This window comes from Paraburkholderia sp. BL18I3N2 (genome assembly GCF_003001875.1).
Classification (GTDB): domain Bacteria; phylum Pseudomonadota; class Gammaproteobacteria; order Burkholderiales; family Burkholderiaceae; genus Paraburkholderia; species Paraburkholderia phytofirmans.
Window position 1 is genome coordinate 1,128,195 of the sequence record NZ_PVNC01000001.1, and the last position, 13,917, is coordinate 1,142,111.

The following is a 13,917-nucleotide window of genomic DNA, read 5'->3' on the forward strand; positions in this document are numbered from 1 at the left end:
GGTTGGTGTGAGAAACCGTTTCGCGCGTGCGGCGCCGCTTTCGTATTTTTCAGTTGACCATGCCGCCCGTCGAGTTCGGTTCGAAGTCTCGAATCAGGCCTTTATTCAAGCTTCCAACGCAAGCGTGGCGAATGTGCCGAGCCAGTGCTCGCCCATATAGTCGCCGGCCACGTGCGGCAGTGCGGTTTGCAGATGCCGCTCGGCTGCGTCGAACAGAACGGTTCGGCGAATATCGCCTGCGGGCAGGGCACGCGCCAGCGAACGTTGGCACCATGCGCGGCTGAGATTCAGGCCGTCCAGATGCGCGATCTTGCCGTCGGTGCGATCCGTCACGCTGACGGGTTCGAACAGCGTAGCGGGCTTTTTCGCGCCGAGATCCGGCAGAAAGCGGCCGAACCAGTCGACGAACTGGGCCGGTGGCAATATGCGGCGCATGAGCTCGGCTTCCATGAGCGAAGGCGAGAGGAATTCGTCGCCGGCGGGCTCCCATGCCTGACACGCGACGTCGTTCACAAACCAGCGTTCCGCGGTATTCACGACCAGCGCTTCCAGTGAATCACGCGATGTTTGCCGCGCGAAATCCAGCGTCAACGCCAATGCGAAGGCCATGTTGAAGTGCGTGCCCACGCGCAGCGGGTAGGTGGCTTTCGGCAGAAAGTCCTCGAAGCGCTCGACAAACAGTTTGGTAAGCGGCGCAAAGGTTTTCGACCAGCGCGCGGCTTCCGAGAGCTTCAGCGAACTGATTTGTGCGCTCAGCGCGAGCAGCCAGGCCCAGCCATACGGGCGCTCGAAACCACGGTTGTGCGGCAGTTCGAGATACGCAACTTCACCGGCCACGTTAGCCGCGGTGAAATGCTCGTCGACCACCGCGACGATGCGCGCCGCTTCAGGCAGATCGGGAAAACGATCGAGTAGATGCAAAATCAACCAGTAGCCGTGGACGCACGAATGCCAGTCGTAGCTGCCGTAAAAAATCGGATGCAGCGCACGCGGGCCTTGCACGTCTTGCGGCCCGGCGAGCGAATGCGTCAGCTTGTTCGGGTATTCGCGCGTGAGATGGGCAAGCGCCAGGTTGGCGAATTTCGACGCGAATTCGCGAGTGAGTTGAGTGGTCATCGGCGCCTCCTCAAAAGCGGCATACGAATAAGTATGACAGTATGCTGTTGAGGGCCACCAATAGTAAAGCAGTGGGCATTTGCGGCCGGATTGCGCCGTGCCCCGTTACGACGCTACAGCGGCGCTGCCGGCGTGATATGGAGGATGGGTGCCGTCCCGGTTGCCGGGGCGGCGTAAAAGCCGCACCGCTTGCCGGCGACGCCTAAAACATCTCCAGAATCCGGTGATACATCATCCCCAATTCCAGCGCCGGCCCCCGCAACGCCGGGCCGCCTGGAAAGCGCGCGTGCCGCAACTGCGCGAACAGATCGAAGGCTTTCGTCTCACCGGCCATTGCTTGAGCCACCACGCGCCCGGCAATACCGGTCAACGCGACGCCGTGCCCGGAAAACCCCTGCACATAGAAGTAATTCGGATCGATCGATCCAAAATCGGGCGCGCGATTGCGCGTCACGTCGACAAAACCGCCCCACGCATAGTCGATTTTCACGTCGCCGAGTTGCGGGAACACGCCAATCATGCGCTGGCGAATCTCTTCACCGAGCTGCACCGGTGAAGCACCGGTCGAACTCGCGCGGCCGCCGAACAGCACGCGATGGTCCGCCGACAACCGGAAATAATCGAGGAAGAAGTTGTTGTCGCAAATGGCCTCGCGCCCCTTGATCAGCGCATCCGCGCGTTCCTTGCCGAGCGGTTCCGTAGCAACGATATACGACGCGATCGGCGCGATTCGCGCGGCCACCGGCGCGGGCAGCACATCGCCGATCGTGGCGTTGCCGCATGCCGCGACGAAACGGCAGCGCACTTCGCCACGGGCGGTACGCACGACAGGCCGCGCGCCACGCACGACCTCGATCACCGGCGAATGCGCGAACAATTGCGCGCCTTCGCGGCGCGCCGCGTCGGCGAGACCGAGACAGTACTTGAGCGGATGCAGGTGGCCGGAAAACGGATCGTAGACGCCGGCCAGATAGCGCTTCGAAGCGACGCGCGAACGGACCTCGTCGGTATCGAGCCAGGAGAGTTTCGTATAGCCCCAGCGTTGCGAAGCCGACTCCATCCACGAACGCAAATCGGGCACGCGTTTTGGTTTGGTGGCGACGGTCAGATAGCCGGACGTGAAATCACAATCGATGCCGTAACGTTCGATGCGCTCGCGAACCAGCCCAACACCTTCCACCGACATCGCCCATGCCGCACGCGCGCCGTCGAGACCGAGCTGGCGTTCCATGATCTCGTCTTTGGCGAAACCCACCAGCGTCTGCCCGCCGTTGCGGCCCGACGCACCCCAGCCGGGCCGATGCGCATCGAGCACGACCACCGACAAGCCGCGCGCCCGGCACTCCAGCGCCACCGACAAACCGGAGAAGCCCGCGCCGATCACGCATACATCGGCTTCGAGCGTACCGTCGAGCGCGGGGTCGTCGGCGAGCGGACGGGCCGCGCTCGCTTCATAGTAGGAGTTGGCGATCAGCGCATCGGCGCGGCGGTCGAGCGTGTTAAGCGTGTTGCGCGCGTTGAGGCCGGGAGTCGGAGCATTCATCAAAGCAGGTCCTTCATTCGATACCAGGCCATCGCGAGTACGAGGGCAGGGGTGCGCAGTGTAGCGCCGCCCGGGAAGTCGCGGTGACGAATCTTGCCGAACAGATCGAAGCGCGACGCCTGACCGTCGATCGCTTCGGCGATCAGTTTGCCCGCGAGACCGGTGGTATTCACACCGTGTCCCGAGAACCCTTGCGCGAAATAAACGGTCGGCGAGAGCCGGCCGAAATGCGGCGCGCGGTTCATGGTGATGTCGACGAAACCGCCCCACGCATAGTCGATTTTGACGTCGTCCAGTTGCGGGAAAGTCTTCAGCATATCGCGGCGCATCGCTTCGCCGAGGTTACGCGGCGCGAGCTTCGAATAACTCACTTTGCCGCCCCACAGCAGGCGGTGATCGGGCGCCGGGCGGAAATAATCCAGCACGAAGCGGCTGTCGCACACGGCGGCTTTGGCGGGCATCAGTGCTTCGGCGCGATCGGGGTCGAGCGGTTCGGTGGCGATCACGTAGGTGCCGACCGGCATGATCTTGTTCGCCACGTCCGGCGCGAGCTGGCCGAGATAAGTATTGCAGGCGAGCACGACGAAGCGTGCCTGCACCCGGCCGCGTGCAGTTTCAGCCACATGCCGGCCGTTTTCTTCACGCAAGGCCGTGACGCAACTGTCCTCGAAAATTTGCACGCCCGCTTCGCGCGCCGCGCGCGCCAGGCCCAGCGTGTAATTCAACGGATGCAGGTGGCCGCTGTCGGCATCGAACAGGCCGCCCAGGTAGCGCTGCGATTGAACATAGTTGCCGACGCCGTCCGCATCGACATAACTGAAGCGGTCGTAGCCGAAGCGCCGTTGCGCTTCGTCACGCCATTTTTGCAGCGCGTCGGTATCGCGCGGTTTATTCGCCGCGGTCAGATAGCCGATGGTCAGATCGCAATCGATCTGATGCTTCGCGACGCGTTCCTTGACGATGTCGAGGGTTTCGATCCCCATGTCCCAAACACGCTTCACGTCGTCCGCGGGCAAGTATTTCGCGAACGTATCGATATCGCACGCGAAGCCGCCGATCAACTGGCCGCCGTTGCGGCCGCTCGCCGCCCAGCCGACTTTCGATGCTTCGAGCACCGCGACCGAATGGCCGCGTTCAGCAAGATTGAGCGCCGTGGAAATGCCGGTCAGTCCCGCACCGATCACGCAAACGTCGACGCTGATCGTTTCATCGAGCGCGGGATGGCGGGTGCAGTCGTTGGCAGTGGCGGCGTAGTACGAGGCGACGTGAGGCTGGTTCGAGAATCGGAGCATAGGCAGAGCATGCAGAAAGAGCCTGTACGCGTGGCCTTTTCGACAGCAAGGCCACGCGCCGGCAAAACAGATTAGAACGAGTAGATGAACTGGGTCGCGAGCAGGTCGTTCGACTTGCCATACGAACCGTCGTTCTTCAGGAACACCTGCTTGTTGGCCCAGTCGTGGCGGTATTCCACCTTGACCGTGATCTGCTGGGTCGGATAGAACAGCAGGTCGAGCGAAACGTCCTGGCGGGTCGCGCCCTTGCATTCGAAACCGAGGCCACCGTTCGCCTGCGAATTGGCGAGACAGTCCGCGCCGATACCGAAGCCGTTTGCCGTGTCCATGCCGTTGCCGTTCAACGCAATGCCACCGCCGCCGCCGCCGTTCTTGCTGTCGACCAGCAGGTCATAACGCACCGTCGCGCCCATGCGGCCCACCACCGGCAGATTGAACTTGCGGTGCGCGAGCAGCGACAGGCCGTACCATTGGGCTTGGCCGCCGTTATACGCGGCGTTCTGCTGCTGGCCGTAGTCGAGTTCGGCGTTGTACTGCACGTCGGCGAGCGTGTAGGTCAGGTCGGCTTCGGTGAAGAAGAACGTACCGCCCGAGCTCGGCGCCTGGCCGCCTACGCCGTAGCTGACCGCGCCGTTTGCGTCGATCGAGCTAGGCAGGGTCTGACGGCCGATGTTGATCGACGCGCCGAGATCCAGTGCGCTCGACCACGTGTAATCGGTGCGAGCCGTGAACGTCGGAATCTTGTTGCTGGTTGTGATCGGATCGCCCAGCGCGTTCGTGCCCGTCTGCGTGACTGCGCCGAATGTGCGGTACTGCTCGTTGCCGAGGAAGAACTTCCACGCCCAGTTGCCGGCCGTGTAGTTCGCGCCGATGCCGATGTAGCTGCCCGGATCCGAGAAGTCATACAGCAGGTTGTGCGTGAGCGTGAGCATCTGATTCGACTGCTGCACTTCATAGCCGCCGAAGCTCGGAATCAAACCGGCCACGAGCGTCGTGCTCGCCGTCAACGGCACATTCACCACGGCCGTGTTCAGGATGTTGTTGCCGATATCCCCGTGCGAGTTCTGCAGCAGCGTAATGCCGTTGCCGCGGTTCGGCATCAACGTGATTTCAGCCGACGGCGCCATCGGGCCGACACCGAAGGTCTTCTTGATGTCGAGGTACAGATCGCCGAACGTGCTGTTGAAGTAGTTATAGCTGCTTTCGTGGTTCGCGAACAGGAACGACGAGCTGCTCTGTGCACGGTTATACAGATAGGTCGGGTCGATATAACCCGTCACCGACAAACCGGCGATCGGCCCCGTCTGCGCCGCGTCTTCGAGCGAATCGACCTTCAACTGCTGATTGGCGATCTGCTGCTTCATCGCCGTCACGTCGTCGTTGGTCAGCGTCGCCTGAGCCTTGCCGTAATCAGGCGACGAGACGTCCACCGGCGCGGCCACTATCGCCGGGGCGGGGGCCGCTGTCGCCGCCGTCGCCGTGGCTGCCTTCGGCTTGGTGGCGACTTCTGCCCGCAACTGCTTGACCTCCTTTTGCAGTGCATTGAGCTGGGCCTGGAGCGCCTTGATCTGGTCGCTGGTGGCATCCGCCATGGCCATGCCAGGCAGACTCCCCGCCACCAACAGACAGATGAGCTTCTTTCTCATTCAAATTCTCCTTATTGGTCGTATTGCGAATGGACTTCTTATGCGCGTGCCGTATCGAGCGATTTTCGTGCGGCGGCTTGTTGTGGTGCGGCGGGCAAGGGGTCGGCGGCTTCGGCGAGGGCGAAAGCCATCTGCATGTCGCGATTGCGTTTGCGTTCGCGCAATTGCATCCAGCGGTTCACGGCGATCACGCCGATCGTCACCGTGGTGATGAAGATCGTGGCGAGCGCGTTCATTTCCGGATTCAGGCCGAGACGCACCCGCGAGAACACGACGAGCGGCAGCGTGGTCGAACCGGGGCCGGAGAGGAACGCGGAGAGCACGAGGTCGTCGAAAGACAGCGTGAACGACAGCAGCCAGCCCGACATCAGCGCCTGCGAAATCAGCGGCAGAGTGATCAGGAAGAACACCTTGAAGGGCGTTGCGCCGAGATCGAGCGCGGCTTCTTCGAGCGACTTGTTGAGCTCTTTCACACGCGACTGCACGATGATTGCCACGTACGAGACGCACAGCATCACGTGGCCGATCCAGATCGTGAAGAGGCCGCGGCCCTTGGGCCAGCCGAGCATCTGTTCGAGTGCGACGAACAACAGCAGCAGCGAGATGCCCTGAATCACTTCAGGAATCACGAGCGGCGCGTTGATCATGCCGGCGAACAGCGTAAAACCGCGAAAGCGTCCGAAGCGCGCGAGCACGAAACCGGCCCATGTGCCGATCACAACCGAGGCGCACGCGGTCAACAGACCGATCTTCAGCGAAAGCCACGCGGCGTTCAGCAACTCGCCGTCTTGCAACAGCGCGCCATACCATTTGAGCGAGAAGCCGGACCAGACCGTGACGAGTTTCGACTCGTTGAACGAATACACGATCAGGCTGATGATCGGAATGTAAAGAAACAGAAATCCGAACGTCAGCACGCTATTGGAAAGCGTCTTATTAGGCTTGATCATTTCGCGCCCTCCAGTTCCTTGACCTGGTAGTACTGGAACACGGCCATCGGCACGAGCAGCAGTAGCACCATTGCGACGGTGACGGCGGATGCCATCGGCCAGTCCATGTCGTTGAAGAATTCATCCCACATCACGCGGCCGATCATTAGCGTGTCGGCGCCGCCGAGCAGTTCCGGAATCACGTATTCGCCGACCGCCGGAATGAACACCAGCAGACTGCCGGCGATAATGCCGTTCTTCGACAGCGGCAACGTAATGCGCGTGAACGCGGTCCACGGTTTGCAGCCGAGGTCGTAGGCGGCTTCGAGCAGCGTCAGATCCATCTTCACGAGATGCGCATACAGCGGCATCACCATGAAGGGCAGGTACGAATAGACCATGCCGATATAGACGCCAATATCCGTGTGGTAGAGGCGCAACGGCGAATGAATCATGCCGATCGCCATCAGCGTGTGATTGAGCAGGCCGTCGTCTTTCAGAATGCCGATCCATGCGTAGACGCGAATCAGGAAAGACGTCCAGAACGGCAGCATGACGCCCATCATCAGCAGGTTGCGTTTCGTCGGTTCCGAGCGGGCGATGTAGTACGCAATCGGATAGCCGATCAACAGGCAGAAGAAGGTCGAGACCGCGGCCATCTTCAGCGAGCTGATATACGTGGCGACGTACAGATCGTCCTGCAGCAGGAACGCGTAGTGGCTGAGTTGCATGGCGAAATGCACCATGCCGTCCTTGACCGTGACGATATCCGTGTAAGGCGGAATGCCCAGACGCAGATCGGCGAAACTGATCTTTAGCACCAGCACGAACGGCAACGCGAAGAACACCGTAAGCCAGAGGAACGGCACGCCGATCACGGTCGAGCGGCCCGACGGCACGAACGTCGACAGGCGTTTTCTCAGCGAACCGAGCAGGCGGCTGCCGGACGGCGCGCCGAGCGCCGCGGTGGACGAGGTAGTGGGATTGCTCATTGCGTCAGCACCACGCCGCTAGCCGGCGACCAGTAGACGAACACGTCGTCGTTATAGGAGGGCGCACCTTCGGCCATCAGATGCGAGCTGGAGAGATTCGACACCACGGTCTTACCGCTCGGCAGACGCACGTGATAGAGCGAATAACTGCCCATGTACGCCACATCCGAGACCACACCGCGCGCCCAGTTGTGCGGCGTGGTCGGTTTGTCGAGCGAGACCTTGATGCGCTCCGGACGCACCGAGATCCCTACCGGCATACCAAGCGGTCCGGTAATGCCATGGCTCACGTAAATGCGCGATTCGAGCTCTTCGCTTTCCACGAAAATATGGTCCGGTTCATCCGCGACCACCGTGCCTTCGAACAGATTGGTCGAGCCGATGAACTCGGCGGAGAAGCGGCTATTCGGAAACTCGTAGACCTGGCTCGGCGAACCGATCTGCACGATGCGTCCCTCGCTCATCACGGCGAGGCGGCCGGCCATGGTCATTGCTTCTTCCTGATCGTGCGTGACCATCACGCAGGTCACGTCGACCTTCTCGATGATGTTCACGAGTTCGAGCTGGGTCTTCTGGCGGATCTTTTTATCGAGCGCCGACATCGGCTCGTCGAGCAGCAGCAGCTTGGGGCGCTTCACGAGCGAACGCGCGAGCGCCACACGCTGCTGCTGGCCGCCTGACAGTTGATGCGGCTTACGCTGCGCGTATTTGCTCATCTGCACGAGATTGAGCGCATCGGCGACGCGTTCCTTGATCTCGTTCTTCGGCGTGCCTTCCTGCTTCAGACCGAAGGCGATGTTCGCCTCCACGCTCATGTGCGGGAACAACGCATACGACTGGAACATCATGTTGACCGGCCGCTTGTACGGCGGCATCGCGGCGAGATCTTCGCCGTCGACGAAAATACGCCCGGAGGTCACCGTCTCGAGCCCCGCGAGCATGCGCAGGAGCGTGGACTTGCCGCAGCCGGAGCTGCCGAGCAGCGCGAACAACTCGTTCTTGGCGATGCTCAGGTTGACGTTGTCGACAGCGGTGCTGTCGCCGAATTTCTTCACGACATTTTCGATCCGAACGAATTCGTCCGATTTCGATTTTGTCGTCACTGCGGGGCGGGCCATCTGGGTGGCGCCGGCTGCGCTTTTTGAGGTCGTCGAGTTCATGATGTAACCATTCCTTGCGGATCGCGGGCGCAAGTGTCTCCATACGAGGCGCGGGAAGCGTCTCGCAACGTGCGCTGCGATCGGAAAACATGGGACTGCGCGCGGGTGGGACTGCTAAAACAAACGCGCAGGCTGACTACCGTTACGGCTATTCATGCGCTCAGGGTTCAAGCGATCCCTGAGCGCGGGATCGATTAATTAATGTGGCCAGGTTAATGACCGGTTTTAAGCTGCGCCCAAAGACGGTTTTCAAGGCGGAGAATGTCGGTCGGCATCGGCTTCATGAGCGTCATTTTGCTCAACACTTCATCGCCGGGATAAACGGTCTTGTCCTGTGCAACGGCAGGCGTCACGAACTGGCGCGCGGCCTTGTTCGCGGTGGGGTAGAACACTTCGTTGGTGATCGCGGCGTTGACCTTCGGGTCCGAAATGTAGTTGATCCATTTCAACGCGGCTTCGGGATGCGGTGCGTCTTTCGGGATCACCATCACGTCGAACCACAACAAGCCGCCTTCCTTCACGTTCGAGAACTTGATCTGGTAGGAGCGCTTGGCTTCTTCGGTGCGGCGGCTGGCAATGCCGACGTCGCCCGACCAGCCGAATGCGACGCACACGTCGTTATTGGCGAGGTCGTTGATATAGCCGGACGAATTGAATTGGGTGATATACGGGCGGATCTTTTTCAGCACTTCGTAAGCGGCCTGATAGTCGGCGGGGTTCGTGCTGTTCGGATCCTTGTGCATGTATTGCAGCGTGGCGGCGAAGACGTCGACGGCCTGATCGAGTATCGACACGCCGCAGCCTTTCAGTTTGGAGAGATTGGCCGGATCGAATATGAGTGCCCAGCTATCCACCGGCGCATTGGCGCCGAGCGCTTTCTGCACGGCCTGCACGTTGTAACCGATGCCGTCCGTACCGTATGCCCAAGGCACACCGTACTGGTTGCCCGGGTCCGCGTCGGCGATCATCTTCATCAGTACGGGGTCGAGATTTGCGAGGTTCGGCAGCTTCGATTTGTCGAGCTTCTGGTACACGCCGGCCTGAATCTGTTTGGCCATGTAGTTGGAAGTCGGCACTACGATGTCGTAACCCGAACTGCCGGCGAGCAGCTTGGCTTGCAGGGTGTCGTCGCTATCGTAGTTGTCGTATTTGACCTTGATGCCGTCTTGCTTCTCGAAGTTCGGAATCGTATCCTTCGCGATGTAGTCCGACCAGTTATACACATTCAGTTCCGTGTCGGCCGCAAGGGCCGGCGTAACCGACAGCGCCGCAAAACCCGTGAAGGCGAGAAGCGCGGCCCCCGCGACCGCATGACGAAAATGACTAACGCTCATGGTTTTTTCCCTTGATGTGAAGAACCGGCATGAGCGTGTTTTGTGGGTGTGCTCATGCCGGAACGGACTGCCGTTACGAAATGCCGAGTTGTTGTGCGGTCGCGTCGATGGCTTTTTTGGCCTTCGAAACGATTTCATCGATTTCCAGCTTATTGATCACGAGCGGCGGCGACAGCAGCATGCGGTCGCCGGTGGCGCGCATGATGAGGTTGCCATTGAAGCAGAAGTCGCGGCAGATCGTGCCGACGTCGCCGCCATTGGCGAAACGCTTGCGTGCTTTCGGGTCTTGGGCGAGTTGCAGGCCGGCCACCAGACCCGTACCGGAGATTTCGCCGATGATCGGGTGATTGGCGAAGGTTTCGCGCAACTGTTTCTGGAAGTACGGACCTGTGTCGTTCTTCACGCGATCGACGATCTTCTCGTCGCGCAGCAGCTTCAGGTTGGCGACTGCAACGGCGGCGGCGACCGGGTGCCCCGAATAGGTGAGACCGTGATTGAAGTCACCGTTTTCGATGATCGCCTTGGCCACGCGGTCATGCAGGCCGACCGCGCCCATCGGCACGTAGCCGCTCGTCAGGCCCTTCGCCAGCGTGATCAGATCCGGCTCGAAACCGAAGTGCTGATGCGCGAACCATTCGCCGGTGCGGCCGAAACCGCCGATCACTTCATCGGCGACCAGCAGAATGTCGTACTTGCGGCAGATGCGCTGAATTTCCGGCCAATACGTCGACGCCGGGAAGATCACACCGCCCGCTCCCTGGAAAGGCTCACCAATGAACGCGGCAACGTTGTCCGCGCCGATTTCGAGAATCTTCGCTTCCAGTTGCTGTGCACGGGCCAGTGCGAATTCTTCCGGCGTCAGGTTGCCCTGTGCTTCGCCGAAGAAATACGGCTGGTCGATGTGGACGATGTTCTCGACTTTCGAGGGCATCTGTTCATGCATGTAGCCCATGCCGCCGAGCGTGCCGCCCGCGATGGTCGAACCGTGATAGCCGTTCTTGCGCGAGATCACGAACTTCTTCGAGTGCTTACCCTGCGTCGCCCAATATTGGTGGACGATGCGCAGCACCGTGTCGTTGCCTTCGGAACCGCTGTTGCAGTAGAAGAAGTGATTGAACGCTTCCGGCGCCAATTCCGCAAGCAAGGCCGACAGCTCGATCACCGGCGGGTGCGTCGTCTTGAAGAAAGTGTTGTAGTACGGCAGTTCCTGCATCTGTTTGTACGCGGCATCGGCCAGTTCCTTGCGGCCATAACCGACGTTCACGCACCACAGGCCGGCCATGCCGTCGATCACCTTGTTGCCTTCCGAGTCCCACAAATACACGCCTTGCGCCTTCACGATCACGCGGCTGCCGCTGCGGTTGAGCGAGCCCATATCCGAAAACGGATGGATGTGGTGCGCGGCGTCCAGTGCGCGATATTCGGCGGTGCTGCGTTGTTGCTGCGCGGCTTGTGCTGCCGGTGCGCTCGCGGCCGGCTGGGCCGGTTGCACGTAAGCGACTTCTTCCGTTCTGTAGCTCATTACTGCCTCCAATTTTTTTGCGTTTGCCTTACACGTGCAGCAGCAAATGCCGGCGTTCCCACGAACTGATCACGCGGAAGAACGCCTCATATTCGGTTTCCTTCAGAGCGAGGTAGGCTTTGACGAATTTCTCACCGAGTACTTCGGCGATCGGCTCGCATGCGCCCATCAACGTCAAACCCTCTTCGAGATTGCGCGGCAACTGGTAGGGCAATTCGTAACCGTCGCTGAGCAGCGGCTCGGTGGCTTCGAGCTTCTGCGTCATGCCGAGATAGCCGGCGGCGAGCGTCGCGGCAATCGCCAGATACGGATTGCAGTCCACGCCCGGAATACGGTTTTCGATGCGGCGCGCAGCCGGTCCCGAATGCGGAATGCGGAAACCCACCGTGCGGTTGTCGTAGCCCCACGCCACGTTGATCGGCGCGGCCATGAAACGCGACAGGCGGCGATACGAGTTGATATACGGCGCGAAGATCGGCATCAGTGCAGGCGTGTATTTCTGCAGGCCGGCGATATAACTCGTAAATAACGAGGTGGGTTTGCCGTCGGGGCCGGTGAACAGGTTGTGACCGGTTTCTTCGTCCACGAGGCTCTGGTGCATGTGCATCGCCGAGCCCGGTTCGCCTTCCATCGGCTTGGCCATGAAAGTCGCGTACATCTTGTGGCGCAGTGCGGCTTCGCGCACCGTGCGCTTGAAGAGGAACACGCTGTCGGCGAGCTTGAGCGGATCGCCGTGCATGAAGTTGATTTCCATCTGCGCTGCGCCGACTTCGTGAATCAGCGTGTCGACTTCGAGTTCCTGCACCTCGCAGTACTCGTAGATGTCTTCGAACAGCGGATCGAATTCGTTGACCGCTTCAATCGAATAAGCCTGACGGCCGGTCTCCGGACGACCTGTACGGCCGATCGGCGGTTGCAGCGGCAGATCCGGGTCCTTGTTCATATCGACCAGATAGAACTCGAGTTCGGGAGCGATAACCGGCTTCCAGCCTTTGGCCTTGTAGAGTTCGAGCACGCGGCGCAGCACACGGCGCGGCGAGATCGCGACGGGCGTGCCGTCGAAGTGGACGCAATCGTGGATCACCTGAGCGGTCGGATCGACGGCCCACGGAATCATGCGGATGGTGCTGGCGTCGGGAACGCACACCATGTCCGGATCGGTCACGCCGGTGAGTGTGCCGTCTTCCGGATAGTCTCCTGTGACGGTCTGGATCATCACCGCCTGCGGCAAGCGCATGGACTCGCCCGATTCGAATTTGCTGCGCGGAATGATCTTGCCGCGCGCGATTCCGGCCATATCCGGAATGATCGCTTCGATTTCGGTGACACGGTTCTTCTTCAGAAAATCGTCGATGTCATGCATGTTTATTCTCTCTGTTTTGGTGCGCGACCGGCTCAGGCATGCGTGGCAGCGGCGGATGCCGCGCCATAGCCGGCCTTGGTGCGCATTCGATCGCGGCAGGCGTCGCCGAAGGCCCGAAAGATCGCGGTGGATAGTGCGTCGTTGGCATGCTTCCACTCTGGGTGCCACTGCACACCCAGCGCGAAGGCGCGCGCATCATTCACGCTCACCGCTTCGATCAAGCCGTCCGGCGCGCTGGCTTCGGCCGTGAGGCCCACGCCCAGCCGCTCGACGCCCTGGCCGTGCAATGAATTCACACGCGCCTCATTCGCGCCGCCCGCGAGGCGCTGCAACAAGCCGCCCTGCGTCAGCGTGATCGAATGCGACGGTGCGTATTGCACGTCGAGGTCGTCTTCCTTGTTCTCGCGATGGTCGTTCAGACCGTCCACCGCGTGAACGCTTTGATGCAGCGTCCCACCGAAAACCACGTTCATTTCCTGGAAGCCCCGGCAGACGGCCAGCACCGGCACCCCGGCGGCGATCGCCGCGCGCATCAGCGGCAGCGTCGTCGCATCGCGTGCGGCGTCGTGCAGCGTGCCCGGCGTGCTGGGGTGGCCGCCGTAGCGGTGCGGCTCGACGTTCGAATAGCTGCCTGTAAACAACAGGCCGTCGACCGTCGCCAGCACGTCTTTGGCGGACTGACGCTCGCCGAGCGCCGGCAGCAGCATGGCCAGCGCCTGTGAACCGTCCACGATCGCGGCGATATATTTCTCGCCGACCACATGCGACGGGTGGACTCCCATCATCGTTCTGTCAGCGCTGATGCCGACCAAGGGTTTCTTTCGCATAACGAATAGACGTGTGTGTTCCCCGCGGGACGCGGCATGAACAACGTTAAACACAGCGCGGCACGATTCCGCAGCCGTGCGCTGTGCGCAAAGCCACCGGTGTAGTGCAGGCGGTCGTCGTCAACTGAAACGCGCCGCGCGTGATAGACAGATGGGCTGTTCGATTCGATCCGCTACGGTGCGCAACCGGTCC

The 13,917-nt window shown here is 61.1% G+C and carries 11 protein-coding genes; all 11 read right to left on the bottom strand.

Going from position 1 to position 13,917, the window contains the following annotated elements; translation table 11 throughout:
* Positions 1 to 105 precede the first annotated feature (105 nt).
* Positions 106 to 1,116 carry a DUF2891 domain-containing protein gene (locus B0G75_RS05160; protein WP_106301322.1) on the bottom strand — a complete coding sequence of 337 codons (1,011 nt, stop codon included), beginning with the start codon at positions 1,114 to 1,116 and terminating at the stop codon, positions 106 to 108.
* A 202-nt stretch (positions 1,117 to 1,318) separates the two neighbouring features.
* Complete coding sequence (locus B0G75_RS05165; protein ID WP_106301325.1) at positions 1,319 to 2,659, bottom strand: FAD-binding oxidoreductase; 1,341 nt, start codon at positions 2,657 to 2,659, stop codon at positions 1,319 to 1,321.
* On the bottom strand, positions 2,659 to 3,951 hold the full coding sequence (locus tag B0G75_RS05170) for an FAD-binding oxidoreductase (protein WP_106301328.1): 1,293 nt from the start codon (positions 3,949 to 3,951) through the stop codon (positions 2,659 to 2,661). Before B0G75_RS05170 ends, B0G75_RS05165 begins: the two co-directional genes overlap by 1 nt.
* Before the next feature lie 71 nt (positions 3,952 to 4,022).
* Positions 4,023 to 5,597 (bottom strand): DUF3138 family protein, encoded by a 1,575-nt coding sequence (locus tag B0G75_RS05175; RefSeq protein ID WP_106301331.1) that lies wholly within the window; start codon positions 5,595 to 5,597, stop codon positions 4,023 to 4,025.
* A 38-nt stretch (positions 5,598 to 5,635) separates the two neighbouring features.
* Positions 5,636 to 6,547, bottom strand: a complete 912-nt coding sequence (locus tag B0G75_RS05180) for an ABC transporter permease subunit (protein WP_106301334.1) — start codon at positions 6,545 to 6,547, stop codon at positions 5,636 to 5,638.
* Positions 6,544 to 7,518 (bottom strand): ABC transporter permease subunit, encoded by a 975-nt coding sequence (locus B0G75_RS05185; protein WP_106301337.1) that lies wholly within the window; start codon positions 7,516 to 7,518, stop codon positions 6,544 to 6,546. Before B0G75_RS05185 ends, B0G75_RS05180 begins: the two co-directional genes overlap by 4 nt.
* A complete protein-coding gene (locus tag B0G75_RS05190) occupies positions 7,515 to 8,678 on the bottom strand; it encodes an ABC transporter ATP-binding protein (RefSeq protein WP_106301340.1) in 1,164 nt (387 codons plus the stop codon). The genes B0G75_RS05185 and B0G75_RS05190 overlap by 4 nt, the downstream gene beginning before the upstream one ends.
* A gap of 212 nt (positions 8,679 to 8,890) precedes the next feature.
* Positions 8,891 to 10,012, bottom strand: a complete 1,122-nt coding sequence (locus B0G75_RS05195; protein ID WP_106301343.1) for a polyamine ABC transporter substrate-binding protein — start codon at positions 10,010 to 10,012, stop codon at positions 8,891 to 8,893.
* Positions 10,013 to 10,085: 73 nt separating this feature from the next.
* Positions 10,086 to 11,534 carry an aspartate aminotransferase family protein gene (locus B0G75_RS05200; RefSeq protein ID WP_106301346.1) on the bottom strand — a complete coding sequence of 483 codons (1,449 nt, stop codon included), beginning with the start codon at positions 11,532 to 11,534 and terminating at the stop codon, positions 10,086 to 10,088.
* Positions 11,535 to 11,562: 28 nt separating this feature from the next.
* Positions 11,563 to 12,897, bottom strand: a complete 1,335-nt coding sequence (locus tag B0G75_RS05205; protein ID WP_012426550.1) for a glutamine synthetase family protein — start codon at positions 12,895 to 12,897, stop codon at positions 11,563 to 11,565.
* A gap of 32 nt (positions 12,898 to 12,929) precedes the next feature.
* Positions 12,930 to 13,724 carry a gamma-glutamyl-gamma-aminobutyrate hydrolase family protein gene (locus B0G75_RS05210; protein WP_106301349.1) on the bottom strand — a complete coding sequence of 265 codons (795 nt, stop codon included), beginning with the start codon at positions 13,722 to 13,724 and terminating at the stop codon, positions 12,930 to 12,932.
* Positions 13,725 to 13,917: the final 193 nt, after the last annotated feature.

What these genes read in the sequence shown, in the direction of transcription:
- B0G75_RS05175 (WP_106301331.1), bottom strand. Translation starts at nt 5,597, where the DNA reads ATGAGAAAGAAGCTCATCTGTCTGTTGGTGGCGGGGAGTCTGCCTGGC.
- B0G75_RS05185 (WP_106301337.1), bottom strand. Translation starts at nt 7,518, where the DNA reads ATGAGCAATCCCACTACCTCGTCCACCGCGGCGCTCGGCGCGCCGTCC.
- B0G75_RS05190 (WP_106301340.1), bottom strand. Translation starts at nt 8,678, where the DNA reads ATGAACTCGACGACCTCAAAAAGCGCAGCCGGCGCCACCCAGATGGCC.
- B0G75_RS05165 (WP_106301325.1), bottom strand. Translation starts at nt 2,659, where the DNA reads ATGAATGCTCCGACTCCCGGCCTCAACGCGCGCAACACGCTTAACACG.
- B0G75_RS05210 (WP_106301349.1), bottom strand. Translation starts at nt 13,724, where the DNA reads ATGCGAAAGAAACCCTTGGTCGGCATCAGCGCTGACAGAACGATGATG.
- B0G75_RS05180 (WP_106301334.1), bottom strand. Translation starts at nt 6,547, where the DNA reads ATGATCAAGCCTAATAAGACGCTTTCCAATAGCGTGCTGACGTTCGGA.
- B0G75_RS05205 (WP_012426550.1), bottom strand. Translation starts at nt 12,897, where the DNA reads ATGCATGACATCGACGATTTTCTGAAGAAGAACCGTGTCACCGAAATC.
- B0G75_RS05200 (WP_106301346.1), bottom strand. Translation starts at nt 11,534, where the DNA reads ATGAGCTACAGAACGGAAGAAGTCGCTTACGTGCAACCGGCCCAGCCG.
- B0G75_RS05170 (WP_106301328.1), bottom strand. Translation starts at nt 3,951, where the DNA reads ATGCTCCGATTCTCGAACCAGCCTCACGTCGCCTCGTACTACGCCGCC.
- B0G75_RS05160 (WP_106301322.1), bottom strand. Translation starts at nt 1,116, where the DNA reads ATGACCACTCAACTCACTCGCGAATTCGCGTCGAAATTCGCCAACCTG.
- B0G75_RS05195 (WP_106301343.1), bottom strand. Translation starts at nt 10,012, where the DNA reads ATGAGCGTTAGTCATTTTCGTCATGCGGTCGCGGGGGCCGCGCTTCTC.